Origin of the sequence: Martelella alba, assembly GCF_005217455.1 — a bacterium.
GTDB lineage: Bacteria > Pseudomonadota > Gammaproteobacteria > Enterobacterales > Enterobacteriaceae > Acerihabitans.
This window is the reverse complement of the sequence record NZ_SZPQ01000002.1, coordinates 219,150-233,024: the sequence shown is the minus strand read 5'-3', so window position 1 is coordinate 233,024 and position 13,875 is coordinate 219,150. Positions and strand designations below refer to the sequence as shown.

The window sequence follows — 13,875 nt, the reverse complement described above, 5'->3', positions numbered from 1 at the left end:
CTGTTCAGGGCGGTCATCTCATCGTGGGCGCGGCGCGGGGTGAATTGAGGGCCGAGCGTTAAAACTGCCATCGTAGCCAGGCGAAATAGACATTACCGTTATTATGCGTGCCGGGGATGTAGGTCATCTGGAAGGTGAGCTGCGAATATCCCACCGACGCCAGCGGCAAGATGAGCGGTATGGGGATATAATGCCAATTGTCGCGCATGGTCACGCCCGCCGTATAACCCAGCCCGAGCCTCACGTCCTGAGCGACAAACGGACGCCAGATTTTTTCCCAGGCGTAGCCGCCTATGGGTTCCCATTTGTTGAAAGAGTCCTTGAACGCCATGATATAAAGGCCATGCCAGTTATCTTCCTCATCCCATCGAGACAGCCCGACGCCCAAACCCCAAGGACGTTCGTTGTACCTATCGATATGTTCTCTGTCATAGGTGGCGCGGTTATGCCAGGTGATGGCGGGAATGTACAGGTCGGTATGTTGCGGTGCCGACGCGGTTTGCTCGACATTGCTCAGAAAACGACGATACCAGGAAGTATCGTTGCCTGAGGGGGAATCGGGGGTATCGGCTAAGGCCGGTCCGCTCATCACAGATACCCAAAGAAAAGCGAGTGGTAATGGTTTTCTCATGCCCTGGAATCCAGAAATATTGTTGGTTTTTTTATGCGATAATTTCATTATAGCCGCTTAAGATTCGATGATCCTTCCTTGCACTGCCATGAAAAGCTCATGGGATGAAGGGCCCTCGCACGTCTGCAAAATAGGATAACAATCTGATAAAGAATTTCGCAACAAGCTAGGCTATATACGCTTAATATGAGGAATTGCCTCACGGCGGCGACTGAGCGATAAAGCCAACTCGGGGTTACTTATCATACGGCAGGGGAGACAGAATTTGAAAACCATAACGTCCGCTTTACTGTTTGCGTTTTCTTTACCGATGGCCTTACCGGCTTATGCCGCAGATTGCCAGCCCAACGGCCTGGGCGGAACTTTTTGTATTTATGACAATGGCACCACGTCCAATAGCATCCCCAATGAGGCGGATGGCAAAGATACGCTGTACAGCAATGGTAAAATGACCAGTACCATCCCGGATGGTACCGGCGAAACAGAAACCATCGGCAGTTCGGGAATGGCGGGTCAATCCACCGCCAACGAAGTGGGCATGGGGGATGATTATCAGGATAGCGGCGCGGGATCGAGTGATTCCAGTGACGGTTTGTACAGTTCCCACAATAACCTGGATGACGGCAACGACAGCTGGGGCACTTCAGGCGACGGCCTGGATGGTGCCGGCGATGGCTTATCGGGTTCGCAGAACGGTCTGGGCGATGCGGATGGCAGTTTGACCGGTTCAGGGGACGGCTTGCTCCATTAAGGAACGCGGCGACGGACCTTTACGACTTATGGAATTCACCTAGGGAAAATTCTGAAAAAGTCGTTAACGCGCACAAGGCCTGTCGTGATTCCCTCATCCGGCCTTTTCACCACAACCAGTATGCCACAAGCCCAATAATACACCAGAAAACAGCACAAGACAGAAAGACGACAATCCAGGCCTTACGTTTAAGGTCCGGCGTTCTCTTGGGCGGTGTGTTCTGGCCGTTATCCATATCCATGCCTCTGCTTTGTTAATAACATGGCGTTTATCGGCAAAAGCTTTCCATCTCTTTAACCTCCGCCCCGAGGTATGCTGCGGGAGAATTCGCTGAAGAGATGCGGCGCTCTTATCGTTTAAGGGATGATTTGGCAAAAAAAAGGGCCAAGGCTGACCCTAAACAGTTCGCAGCAATGAAAAAGGAATGCATTGGAAACGAGAGACACTTTCGCACAGGGACATTGAATGCTTGTGCAACGAGAAGGCAGGTGGGCGCATGGTACGGCTATCGGCCGTTTTGTCGGCGGCATCGCGGTTCCCAATGGGGGTGCCCATGCTAATGGCCCGCCGTAATGAGGCAGAGTGCGTGTTCTGGACACAAAAAAGCCCGCATGGCGGGCAAGAGTATGGACACAATAATTCTGCAAGGAGAAGAAATGATGGAGCTAATAATATGCGCCGAAATTTGTATTTTTATGTCATCTCAACGTAAAAAACCGTTGCCCGGCAGTGACGGCGCCCGGATAAGCATAACCACGCCCGACCGACGACGTCCAAGGACGGAATACAGCGACAAAAAAAGCCGCTTTTGCGGCTTTTTGCTGAAGATCAGCCAATCACAGAGGGAAATGGGTGTTCTTCGGCAGATTTTCAAACGTCCGGAAATAGGAGTTTAAACATTCGATAAAGAAGCTCTTCACTTTAGCTTTCATTTCTAACCTCTACGATGGTTGCTGTCTGATTGTTAATTACCCTATGGCGTTATAATACGATCTCCATCACAAAAAGCAAGTATTTTGTGATGCCCATCACAAAATAGACTGAGCAAATGTTAACAAAATTCGACGTCGGGAAGCACTACCGTCCCGTTTACTGCCGGAAGGGTTATGACTCCCAGGGAAACAGCGACCAATGGAAGGTAAGAATGACTAACTCGGCGATGATCACCGCATATAACAACCAGAGCAGGTATTTTCGTTTAGGCATCATTTCGTCATCCCGGCGTCGGGCAAGGGGATAGGGCGGCGCCGGAAAACGGACAAGCCGCGGTATTGTGTCGTCGCAACCGTCGCGTGATAACCGGGGATAGCGGCCGGTGGCGATAATGCCCATAGACGGCTCGACTGACACGAGCATTGTCCAAAGATGCCGGGTGGGAAACCAGCAAGAATTTTTCAAGTGAAAATCGGGTAAATACCTAACCCTGCGTCGGGACGGCCGACACCAACGTCAAACAGCCACGGATGCCATCAAATCGTCTGCTTCCAATACCTGGCTGATCACCTGGTAGCAGTCGTCGACATGGGCGTTGCCTAAAAGTTTCATGGCGCTGAAACTCAATCCCGCCGCGGCCGCCTGGCCGATGATTGGCACGTAGCGCACGGTGCTTTTAGCGGCGATCTTCACACCGGCCCGTTTCAGCAAAACTGAAACCAGCTTACGGGAGACGGTGCTGCCGATAACCCGGCTGCCAATGCCGGTTATCGCCAGCAACGTGTATTTTTTCCGATCGGGGTTCAACGTTGCAATCTGTTCGGGAGATAAGCCGAATTTCTCATTGATGGCCGGTAATAAAGACATCAATAACGAAACATCGGCGCCGATGTCGACGCCCGGGATTGGGATAACCGCCGCGCCAGCGGAAAGGCCCGCGCGTCGGGTGACCATTTTGCGGCATTCCCTGCGCACGTGTTCCAGTTCTGCCCGGGTCCGTATCATTCCGGTTTTCCTCCAGCCTGTAACAGGTCGTGTAACGCAAGTGGCGTCCCAGCGGTTCCGGCGGAATGAAACGGGCTGAACCGGAGCGACGACCCGCGTCGGATAACATAACGGTTTACATAATGCGGCACGGCTTCGGTGATAACTATCATAATGATAGGTCGCATCCGGCGATATTGCCCCTATACTTATCTAAAACCCTCAGTTTCATGAATCCTGTTTTCTTCAGTCGTCAGCCTTCGGGCTGACTTTTTTTCATTATTCCATTTCGCCCCGGTTAATTGCTGATCGGGTCCGATTTCTCCCTTCATTGCAGTCATCGTAGACGAAATTAAGCCGATTGCGAAATCCTCGTTCCACCGGACTATTGTTGCGGCACCGCCGTTCCCCAGCTGCGCTCATCCTTGGGCGCTTCGCTGTTTAGCAGAAAATGTTTCCCCGGGCGGGCCTGGGGCGCCAACGGAGTGGACGGCGGCGTGGCGAAGGCGATACCGCCGCGGATGAATTGCTGGAATGTCCCGCTTTTAACCACCCCGCCGGTCAGGCCGAATTTCAAATCATAGCCGGAAGCCAGCCAGAATACCGAATTATCCCGCACCAGGTGCTGAAACTGTTTGCTGATGCGCAGCGAGACATAAACCCGATCGGCCAGCGGCCCCAGCGTCATGCCGGTTACCGTACCAACCTCGATACCGCGGAACAAGACGGGCGTGCCCACTTGCAAAGCGCCGGCTTGCGGGGTATCGACCACGATATCCAATCCGTTCAGGTAGCGGGAATCGGTGATGGTGGCCTGCTGCAGCACAAACGTATGCGTGGCGTCGCCTTTGCCCGGCGTCACATTGATATAGGGCTGGAGCAGCGTTTCCAAATGTTCGATACCGGCGGCGGAAATCTCCGGCGTCACCACCGAAAACTGTGTGCCGACGCGGGCGAAAGCCTGGACGTATTCGGGATACAACACCGCCTGGGCCAGCACGGCGCTGTTCTGCGGCGAAAGTTTCAGGGTTTCGAGCTGTCCGACATCAATGCCTAAATAGCGGATCGGCATACCCGGCGACAGCTTGCTGGCGTCGAAAGTCTGGAGAAGGATTTGGCTGCCCACCGCCCGCGCCGCATTTTCGGAAGGATATAATTTCCGTCGCCCGCCGGTGCGGGCGGCGCCCTCGACATTATCGAAACTGATGGCGCCTTTCAACGCGCGGTCAAGGGGTGACGCCTGGACTGAGATGCCGCTACCGCTCAATTGCACCCGGGCGCCGCCTTCCGCCCAGAAGATGCTGTTTGCCGTCAGCAGATTGCGATACTGCGGGCGGATATACACATCGACCGCGAAATCGTGGGTGGTCGGCCGTACGTCGGTGATGTCGCCGACCGGGAATTTGCGATAAAGCACGACGGACCCGGTCTGGATATCCGGCAAACTCTCGGCGCTCAACGTGAGCGTCGGTATGGGTTTGTCGCCCGCGACTCCCTGCTCGGCCCGTTCCCGATTGGCATACAGCGGATACTGCCCGACCGGTTTGCCCTGCGAGCCCGGCAAAATCATGATACCGCCGTCAAGCCATTCCTGGGCGCCGGTGCCTTGAATCTGTACGCCGTCCAGGCCGAACTTGACATTCACGCGACTGTTGGCGATAAACTGACTGTCTTTATGCAAGATATCCGCGTATTCCGGGGTGATCACCGCTTCAAACTGGACGCCGTTCGACTTCAGACTGCGGCTGACGACTTTCCCGACCTGAATGCCGAACAGCGTCAGGGGTTGGCCGCTATCAATGCCGTAGCTCTCCGGCGCAAACAGGGTAACCACCCGCGCTCCCGGTTCCTGCAACAGCATATGGTTACTGTCTTGTACGGTAAAGTGTTGTTGCGGTTCGCCGCCGCCAGGCAGCAGATTCAGCGTTGTGCCGGTCAGCAGCGAACTCAGATTGGGGTCGCTCAAGGACAGCCGCGGCGACATCATTTCAATTCGGGTACCGCTGCGCATCAAGTCCTTGATGGAAGGATCGATGGACAACTCGCCGATGACCCGATGATGGTCGCCCAATGTCAATTTGGTCAGCGTGCCGACTTCCAAACCCGCATAAAGCAGCGGCGTATGTCCCTCGCTAAGATTATCGGCGCTGGGCAAATCCAATTGGATGATAACCCCGCGCTGACTGTGCGCCAAATCGGGATAAAGCTGATAGGTTTGGTCCGTACCGGCCTGCTGACCGCCGGCGGGCGAATCAAAGGCGATGGCGCCGTTGACCAGCGCCGCCACGCTTTCCATCTGAATATTGGCGCCATGCAAATCCACATTGGCCTTGAAACCGGACACATTCCAAAAATGACTGTCCTTTTTGACCAAATCGGTAAAGCGCCGGTCGATCAACACATCGATATTCACATCGCCCCGTTCCCGGTTGATATCGTAATCATAGACTTTACCCACCGGTATCTTGCGATAATAAACCAGCGAACCGGTATTCAATGCGCCCAGGTCGCGGGCGTGCAAGTGGATCAACAACTCGCCGGTATTCACCCGGTATTTGGGTTGGGACTCCAGGGCCGTGAAATGGGTTTCGGGCTCGCCTTTGCCCGGCATCATGCCGATATAGTTGCCGCCGACCAGCGCGTCCAGCCCCGAAATTCCCGCCAGGGACGCCTTAGGCGTGACCAGCCAGAACTGGGTGCCGGTACGCAATGCGTCGCGCATATCCCGCTTGATGCTGACTTCCACCTTGATGGTGCGCAGATCATCGCTCAGCTTGATATTCTGCACGGTCCCTACTTCCACCCCCTGATACCGCACCGGCGTGCGTCCGGCGACGATACCGTCGGCGGAGATGAAATCGATGGTGGCTGTGGCGCCTCGCTCTTGCAAGGTACTGTAAACCAGCCAGCCGGCGATGAGCAGGGCGATAAACGGCAACAGCCAAAAGGGGGAAATACGGCGTTTATTCCTGATGTTCGCGCTAGTCGGCGTAGTCGGCATTTGCGGCATGTGCGTCCCATATCAAACGGCTGTCCAACCACTCGACAGCGAGAATAGTCAAAATGACGGCCGAGCCGAAATAAAAGGCCGCCGGTCCCATAGTAAAGGCCAACAGTTGGTCGCGATCGACCAGGGACATCATGATGGATATGACGAACAAATCCAGCATGGACCAACGGCCAATCCAACTGACGAAGCGCAGCAGACGGATACGGGTTTTCAATCCGTGCCGCGCCTTAAGATGAATGCTCAGCAACACGGCCAGCAGTACCAGGATTTTCAGAAAAGGCACCAGAATACTGGCGATAAAGACCACCGCCGCCACCGGGATGTTATTGGCCGCCAGTTGCCCGATACCGGCCAGGATGGTGCTCTCGGTACGGTTGCCGTTGACATAAATAATCGATATCGGCAAAAGATTGGCCGGCACCAGCAGAATTATCGCTGCGACCAGTGCCGCCCAGGTCTTTTGCAGACTTTGGCGCCGCCGGGGGCGCAACGGAACATGGCATCGGGGACAACGGCCGCGGCTATCCGGCACGCCGGTGAAATTACAGGCCAGGCAAACCCTGAGCGCGGCGGTATTCAGGCGAAAAGGCGGCGGCGCGGGCTGTGGATAAAACGTCTGCCATAAATAACCAAGATTAAGGCGAACCAGCGTCAGGATACTGAGCAGCGACAACGCGACAAAAGCCGGCAGCGCCAGGCCGGCATCGACATCGGCATAATCTTTGACCTTGATGGCCGCCACCGCCAGGCCGATCAGATAGACGTCCAGCATCGCCCATTCTTTTAAGCGGTTAAGGGTTACCAGGATAGGGCGCGGATTCAGCCCCAGCCGCCGGCAGATAAACAGATAGAGGAGGGAAAACACCAGCGTGCAAGGGGCGCCGATGGTGCAAAAAGCCACCATGCTGGCGGTAATCGGGTCGCCCTGCACGGCCATTTGCCAGATCCCATGCAGCAGATCGGCGTGAATGGACGTGCCCAGCAAACGGATACTGATAAGGGGGTCGCCGTAGGCGAAGGGCATAAGCACCAGCATGGAGAGCGCCATGGCGGCCAGCCGACGCAAAGACCATTCATTGCCGTGGGCCACTCTGGCGCGGCAACGGGGACAAAAAGCGTCCTGGTTTTGCGCCAGGGACGGCAGCAAAAACAGAGTATCGCACTGGGCGCAACGTTGATAGCGGCCTTCGGGGAGGGCATAGCGGATTTGCTTAATATTCATATTCCGGAAAGTCTTATTCGAACCCAAGCCTTACACGTCGTCTTAAACATACCCGCTGGCGCCGCGCCGCGGATAAACATTGCCGGGCGCCTTAGTAGCGCAAACATACCCGTCGCCGACGACTTTGTGAAGCGGCATCGAATTAATCTTGTGGCGGTAGGCACTTATTGCTTATCTTATAGTAGCGTTTTTCCAGCTAATATCAGACAGATTAGCTCATCTATCGGTTCACCTATGAAAAAACCACAATTCTATAGCGAATTACTACAAAATATGTCCGGCCTTATCGCCGACGAAACGCATTTCATCGCGACGCTGGCCAATGTCAGCGCATTGCTTTTTGAACAACTCGAAGACGTTAATTGGGCCGGCTTTTATCTGCGTGAAGGTGATACACTGACCCTGGGACCGTTTCAGGGAAAAATCGCCTGCGTCAGTATTCCCGTGGGCAGAGGCGTTTGCGGTACGGCCGCGGCGGAAAACCGCGTCCAGCGGGTGGATGACGTGCATGCCTTCGCCGGCCACATTGCCTGCGATGCCGCCAGCCTGTCGGAAATCGTACTGCCCATCGTCCAAAATGGCCAGGTGGTGGCGGTGCTTGATATCGATAGCACGATTTATCGGCGCTTCGATCAGGAAGACGAAGACGGCCTGAAAGCTTTGGTGGAGCGGCTTTGCCAGCAATTAGAACAAACTGATCTGCGGAGATTTATCAATAATACCCTATATTGATATACGGATAACGTGGCATTTGCCGATGGCGTCATTATAATGTCGCCTGTTCATGCCTGCGCTGGTTGGCAAACCCGTTGTAATCAGGAAATTTCATGGAAAATCAACCCAAGTTGAACAGTAACAAAGAAGTGATTGCTTTTTTGGCCGAGCGTTTTCCGCTCTGTTTCACCGCCGAGGGTGAGGCGCGGCCGCTGAAGATAGGTATCTTCGCCGATCTGGTTGCCCGGGTGCAGGGAGAAGAACGCGTCAGCAAAACCCAGTTGCGCTCCGCCCTGCGGCTTTATACATCAAGCTGGCGTTATTTGTACGGGATCAAACTCGGCGCCCAGCGGGTCGATCTCGACGGTAATCCCTGCGGCGAACTGGAAGCGCAGCATGTGGAGCATGCGCGCAAACAGCTCGAAGAAGCCAAAGCGCGGGTACAGCAGCAACGTGCCGCCCAGCAGGCGAAAAAACGCGAACAAAATGAACACGCCCATTCCGCTCCCCGCCGTCCCGCCGCCAACCCGGCCGACGCGGAACGCAGCCGCAAGGTCCCCGATGAATCCGCTTTCAGGCCGCGTAAACCGCGTCCGGCCAACCGGCCAAAGGGCGAACGTCCGTCGCGAGATGCGAAAGAAACCCCAAAAGTCGCCCCCCTGCCTCAGGCATCGGTGGTCGACATATCCAAACTGCAAATCGGCCAGGCCGTTAAAATCAAGGTAGGCAAAGATCCCATGGAAGCGACAGTAACAGAAATCGCCAAAGAAGGGGTACGTGTGCAGCTTTCATCCGGAATGGCGTTGATAGTACGCGCAGAACACCTGCAGTTCTGATACGGAGGCCGACCAGGGCATGAACACATTTGTCAGAATCACTGCACTAGCGGGATTACTACTGGCAGGATCGGCTATCTCGGCGGAAGTCAAGATTACCCGTGCCGACCAGATACCCCAGTTGCATGAGGAAGTGCAGCAAATAACGGTCAGCCAGCGCGTTACCGCCCGGTTTACCCGTTCCCATTATCGTCAGTTCGATCTGGACGACGCTTTCTCGGAAAAAATCTTCGCCCGTTACCTGAACATGCTGGACTACAACCATAACGTCCTGTTGGCGTCCGACATTGCGAAGTTCGCCGACAAAAAAGATGTTTTGGATGACGAACTGAAAAGCGGCAAGCTGGATGTGCCTTTCGCGCTTTATAACATGGCCCAGCAGCGCCGTTTCGAGCGTTACCAGTATGCGCTGTCCCGTCTGACCAAACCGATGGATTTCACCGGCAACGACACCATCGATCTCGATCGCAGTAAGGCGCCCTGGCCGCAAAGCGAGGATGAGCTGAACAGGCTATGGGACGCTAAGGTGAAATACGATGAGCTGAATCTTAAGCTGACCGGTAAAAGCGACGGCGAGATTCGCGATATTCTCACCAAGCGTTATCAGTTCGCCATTCGCCGTCTGGCGCAAAGTAATAGCGAAGATGTGTTCCAGATGATCATGAACGCTTTCGCCCATGAAATCGACCCGCACACCAATTACCTCTCGCCGCGCAACACCGAACAATTCAATACCGAAATGAGTCTGTCGCTGGAAGGCATCGGCGCGGTATTGCAGATGGACGACGATTACACCGTGATCAACTCGCTGGTGCCGGGCGGGCCGGCGGCCAAGAGCAAGGCCATCGCCGTCGGCGACCGGGTGGTGGGCGTCGGTCAGACCGGCAAGCCCCTGGTGGATGTCATTGGCTGGCGTCTTGACGATGTGGTGGCCCTGATTAAAGGCCCGAAGGGCAGCAAAGTGAGGCTGGAAATCCTGCCGGCGGGCAAGGGCACCAAAACCCGCATCGTCACCGTAACCCGCGAGCGTATCCGTCTGGAGGATCGCGCGGTGAAAATGACCATTAAACGGGTCGATGGCCAGAAAGTGGCGGTGCTGGATATTCCCGGTTTTTATGTCGGTCTGACCGATGATGTCAAGGTGCAGTTGCAAAAACTGGAAAAACAAAATGTCGACAGCGTCGTTATCGATTTACGCACCAACGGCGGCGGGGCGCTAACCGAAGCCGTTTCGTTGTCGGGTCTGTTTATCCCCAGCGGGCCTATCGTACAGGTGCGGGACAATAACGGCAAAGTCAGGGAAGACAGCGACACCGACGGCATCGTTTATTACAAAGGCCCGCTGGTGGTGTTGGTAGATCGCTTCAGCGCCTCGGCATCGGAAATTTTCGCCGCCGCCATGCAGGACTATGGCCGGGCGCTGATTGTGGGCGAACCGACCTTTGGCAAAGGCACCGTGCAGCAGTACCGTTCGCTGAATAGGATCTATGATCAGATGCTGCGTCCTGATTGGCCGCCGCTGGGCTCCATTCAGTACACCATCCAGAAATTTTACCGGGTGACCGGCGGCAGCACCCAGCGCAAAGGCGTGGTGCCGGATATTATCATGCCCACCGGCGACGAAGCCGCCGCTATTGAAACCGGCGAGAAGTTCGAAGATAACGCCTTGCCGTGGGACAGCATCAATGCGGCGACTTACACCAAAGTCGGTGATTTGAAGCCCTTCCTGCCGGAATTAATCAAGGCGCATCAAGCACGGATTGCGGCGGATCCCGAGTTCCAATATATCGCCCAGGATATTGCGCGCTTCAACGCGACCAAGGATAAACGCAATATCGTATCGCTCAACCTGGCTCAGCGGGAGAAGGAAAACCATGAGGATGACGCCATTCGGCTGCAACGGATCAACGACCGTTTCAAGCGCGAAGGCAAAAAACCCATCAAATCGCTGGACGCCTTACCTAAAGACTACCATGAGCCTGATCCCTATCTGGACGAAACTGAACATATCGCCCTGGATCTGGCCAGGTTGGAAAGCGGCCAGCAACCGCTTAGGCCGGTGGCGGTGAAATAACAGATCCGAAGCCATTCCCGTTGCGACGCGACGGTTTGCGAGCGACGCCTTTGTCGGGCATAAGCACAACATGTCGCACTGTGACGGGACTTCCAGGGCGCCTACTCGGCGCCCTTGTTTTACCCCTTGCCGGGTGTCCTGCTGCTTCAATAAATATTTACAAAATGTAAAGTTATGTCTTTTTAGACACTTAATGTTAAGTAAACCTTGAAAACGTTGCTGGAGACCATACGATCCCAGTAACGCGATGGGCGTGACTTTTTCAGGGGACACTCGACTTTATGATGCGCATAGCTCTGTTTCTGCTAACCAATCTGGCGGTTATGCTGGTGTTTGGTCTGGTTCTGAACCTGACGGGCATCCAGTCTTCCAGCGTTGCCGGACTGATGATCATGGCCGGCCTGTTCGGGTTCGGCGGCGCGTTCATTTCGTTATGGATGTCGAAATCGATGGCGCTGCGCTCGGTGGGCGGCCGGGTCATTGAACAGCCGCGCGATGCCACCGAGCGTTGGCTGCTGGAGACCGTCGGCCGGCAAGCCCGTCAGGCGGGTATCGCCATGCCGCAGGTGGCGCTTTATCCTGCGCCGGACATCAACGCCTTCGCCACCGGCGCGCGGCGCGATGCTTCGCTGGTGGCCGTCAGTACCGGCCTGCTGCAGAACATGAGCCGGGATGAGGCCGAGGCGGTCATCGCCCATGAAATAAGTCACGTGGCCAACGGCGATATGGTGACCATGACGCTTATCCAGGGCGTGGTGAACACTTTTGTCATCTTTGTTTCCCGCTTGCTGGCGCAACTGGCGGCCGGCTTCCTGTCGTCCAACCGGGACGAAGGGGAAAGCGGCAATGGCAACCCCATGATCTATTTCGCCGTTTCCATGGTGCTGGAACTGGTATTCGGATTGCTGGCCAGCCTGATTACGCTCTGGTTTTCCCGTCATCGGGAATTTCATGCCGATGCCGGCTCGGCCAAACTGGTGGGGCGCGAAAAAATGATCGCCGCCTTGCAACGCCTGAAAACCAGCTACGAACCGCAGGAAGAAAGCGCGATGCTGGCATTTTGCATCAATGGTCGCGGCAATGCCTTTGGCGAGCTGTTTATGTCGCATCCGCCATTGGATAAGCGTATTGAAGCGCTGCGTTCCGGCACCTATCTGCGCTAATCCGGCGCCGGCCCGGCGGAAGAGACATGCGGGCGGCTTACCGGCCCGAGCTGGTTTGTCGTTGCGGATTGGGCTGGCTGATGCGCAACGCGCTCACCAGGGCCGCGACGGCGGCGAATATGCCGGCCAGCAGCAATGAAGCGTGCGTGCCGCTATAACCGAACAGATTAAGCATTAACGCCACCAGCGCGGCACCCGATGTCTGGCCCACCAGCCGGGCGCTGCCGAGCATTCCGCTGGCGCCGCCGCTGCGGTTGCGCGGCGCGGAGGTGATGATGGTGTGGTTATTCGGTGACTGGAACAAACCGAACCCGGCGCCGCACAGCATCATCCGCCAGATAATATCGCCATCCGCCGGGGCGGAAGGCATCCAGGCCAGGGCGAACAGGCCCAAGGCAAACATCCCAAGCCCGACCGCGCCCAACAGGCCGGCATGGATTCGGCCGATCAGCCGGCCGGCCAGCATGGCGAAAAACATGGTGGCCAGGGGCCAGGGGGTTAGCAGTAAACCGGTGGCGACTTCACTGCGGCCCAACGTGTTCTGCAGAAAGAACGGCAACGATACCATGGCCAGCATTTGCGCGCAGAAAGAGCAAATTGATGTGCACAGCGACAGGGAAAACAGCGGAATTCGCAGGAGATCCACCGGCAATAACGGCCACTGCTGGCGCAGTTGGTGACGAATGAAAATGACAGCGCATATCACCCCCAGACAGAATTCCACCAGTATCACGGTATTATCGATACGCTGCGCGAACCCCCCGATGGCCGATAACAGCAATCCGAAGGTGAGGGCGTTTAGGATGGCGCTGGCGTAATTGAAACGCTGGTCTTTGTTTTTCACCGGGTTGGCCGGTAAAAAACGATGGCCGAGAATAAGCGCCGCCAGTCCTATGGGCACGTTGATGGCGAATAGCCATTGCCAGGGCGCCACCGACAGTACGCCGGCGGCCACTGTGGGGCCCGCCGCGGTGGATACCGCCACCACCAGGGTATTGATGGCCATTCCCCGCCCAAGTATCCGCGTCGGGTAAATTATCCTTATCAGCGCGGTATTGATACTCATGATTGCCGCGGCGCCAAGCCCCTGTATGACCCGGGCGCCAATGAGCATCCACAACGTATGGGAAAGCGCGCATCCCAGCGACATCAGACTGAAAACCGCCAGGCCGCACTGATACACACGCCGATAACCATAAATATCGCCCAGCGTCGCGAAAGACAGCATCGTCATAATGATGGCCAACTGGTAGGCGTTGACCACCCAGATTGACGTTGCCGGATTGGCGTGCAATTCCCTGGCGATGGTCGGCAGTGCGACATTGGCTATAGCGGTATCCAGTACGGAAATGCTGATGCTCAGTGCGATGGTAACGATGGCGCCGTAACGTTGCGGTGTGGGGATTCCGTCAGCGGTTTTCTGTATCATGTTTGTGTCATAAACCATTAAAACCCTTATCCTAGCACCATTTCATGTGGAATCGGATCAACAAGCGGCTTGATAAATGTAATAATTACCCTCCGTCAATAAGGCCTGGCAGAGGCGCTAACCCATTG

The 13,875-nt window shown here is 55.7% G+C and carries 12 protein-coding genes; 5 read left to right on the top strand and 7 right to left on the bottom strand.

Annotation, left to right across the window (positions count from 1 at the left end):
* Nucleotides 1–58: 58 nt before the first annotated feature.
* Complete coding sequence (gene pagP, locus FCN80_RS03455) at nucleotides 59–631, bottom strand: lipid IV(A) palmitoyltransferase PagP (RefSeq protein WP_136988492.1); 573 nt, start codon at nucleotides 629–631, stop codon at nucleotides 59–61.
* Between the two features lie 265 nt (nucleotides 632–896).
* Here pagP and FCN80_RS03450 point away from each other — a divergent pair, with 265 nt between their 5' ends.
* Nucleotides 897–1,382: a hypothetical protein gene (locus FCN80_RS03450; RefSeq protein WP_136988491.1), complete on the top strand. Its 486-nt coding sequence runs from the start codon at nucleotides 897–899 to the stop codon at nucleotides 1,380–1,382.
* A 106-nt stretch (nucleotides 1,383–1,488) separates the two neighbouring features.
* On the opposite strand, the gene FCN80_RS27355 is transcribed toward FCN80_RS03450, so the two are convergent.
* The 5 genes from FCN80_RS27355 to yebS all read right to left on the bottom strand — a co-directional run bounded on the left by FCN80_RS27355 (nucleotide 1,489) and on the right by yebS (nucleotide 7,531).
* Nucleotides 1,489–1,617: a YmiA family putative membrane protein gene (locus FCN80_RS27355; protein WP_136988490.1), complete on the bottom strand. Its 129-nt coding sequence runs from the start codon at nucleotides 1,615–1,617 to the stop codon at nucleotides 1,489–1,491.
* An 869-nt stretch (nucleotides 1,618–2,486) separates the two neighbouring features.
* Nucleotides 2,487–2,732, bottom strand: a complete 246-nt coding sequence (locus FCN80_RS03440; RefSeq protein WP_136988489.1) for a hypothetical protein — start codon at nucleotides 2,730–2,732, stop codon at nucleotides 2,487–2,489.
* A 99-nt stretch (nucleotides 2,733–2,831) separates the two neighbouring features.
* Nucleotides 2,832–3,320, bottom strand: a complete 489-nt coding sequence (locus tag FCN80_RS03435; RefSeq protein ID WP_136988488.1) for a hypothetical protein — start codon at nucleotides 3,318–3,320, stop codon at nucleotides 2,832–2,834.
* Nucleotides 3,321–3,684: 364 nt separating this feature from the next.
* A complete protein-coding gene (locus FCN80_RS03430) occupies nucleotides 3,685–6,309 on the bottom strand; it encodes a PqiB family protein (protein WP_136988487.1) in 2,625 nt (874 codons plus the stop codon).
* Nucleotides 6,281–7,531: a membrane integrity lipid transport subunit YebS gene (gene yebS, locus FCN80_RS03425; RefSeq protein ID WP_136988486.1), complete on the bottom strand. Its 1,251-nt coding sequence runs from the start codon at nucleotides 7,529–7,531 to the stop codon at nucleotides 6,281–6,283. Before yebS ends, FCN80_RS03430 begins: the two co-directional genes overlap by 29 nt.
* A gap of 234 nt (nucleotides 7,532–7,765) precedes the next feature.
* On the opposite strand from yebS, the gene FCN80_RS03420 reads away from it, so the two are divergent.
* The 4 genes from FCN80_RS03420 (at nucleotide 7,766) to htpX (ending at nucleotide 12,318) form a co-directional block, all read left to right on the top strand.
* The gene (locus FCN80_RS03420; RefSeq protein WP_136988485.1) at nucleotides 7,766–8,263 is read left to right on the top strand and encodes a GAF domain-containing protein; all 498 of its coding nucleotides are present in this window, start codon (nucleotides 7,766–7,768) and stop codon (nucleotides 8,261–8,263) included.
* 95 nt (nucleotides 8,264–8,358) lie between these two features.
* On the top strand, nucleotides 8,359–9,081 hold the full coding sequence (gene proQ / locus FCN80_RS03415; protein WP_136988484.1) for an RNA chaperone ProQ: 723 nt from the start codon (nucleotides 8,359–8,361) through the stop codon (nucleotides 9,079–9,081).
* Nucleotides 9,082–9,100: 19 nt separating this feature from the next.
* A complete protein-coding gene (gene prc, locus FCN80_RS03410) occupies nucleotides 9,101–11,155 on the top strand; it encodes a carboxy terminal-processing peptidase (RefSeq protein WP_136988483.1) in 2,055 nt (684 codons plus the stop codon).
* A 281-nt stretch (nucleotides 11,156–11,436) separates the two neighbouring features.
* Complete coding sequence (gene htpX, locus FCN80_RS03405; protein ID WP_136988482.1) at nucleotides 11,437–12,318, top strand: protease HtpX; 882 nt, start codon at nucleotides 11,437–11,439, stop codon at nucleotides 12,316–12,318.
* Between the two features lie 37 nt (nucleotides 12,319–12,355).
* On the opposite strand, the gene FCN80_RS03400 is transcribed toward htpX, so the two are convergent.
* Nucleotides 12,356–13,747, bottom strand: a complete 1,392-nt coding sequence (locus FCN80_RS03400; RefSeq protein ID WP_230492460.1) for an MFS transporter — start codon at nucleotides 13,745–13,747, stop codon at nucleotides 12,356–12,358.
* Between the last annotated feature and the right edge of the window lie 128 nt (nucleotides 13,748–13,875).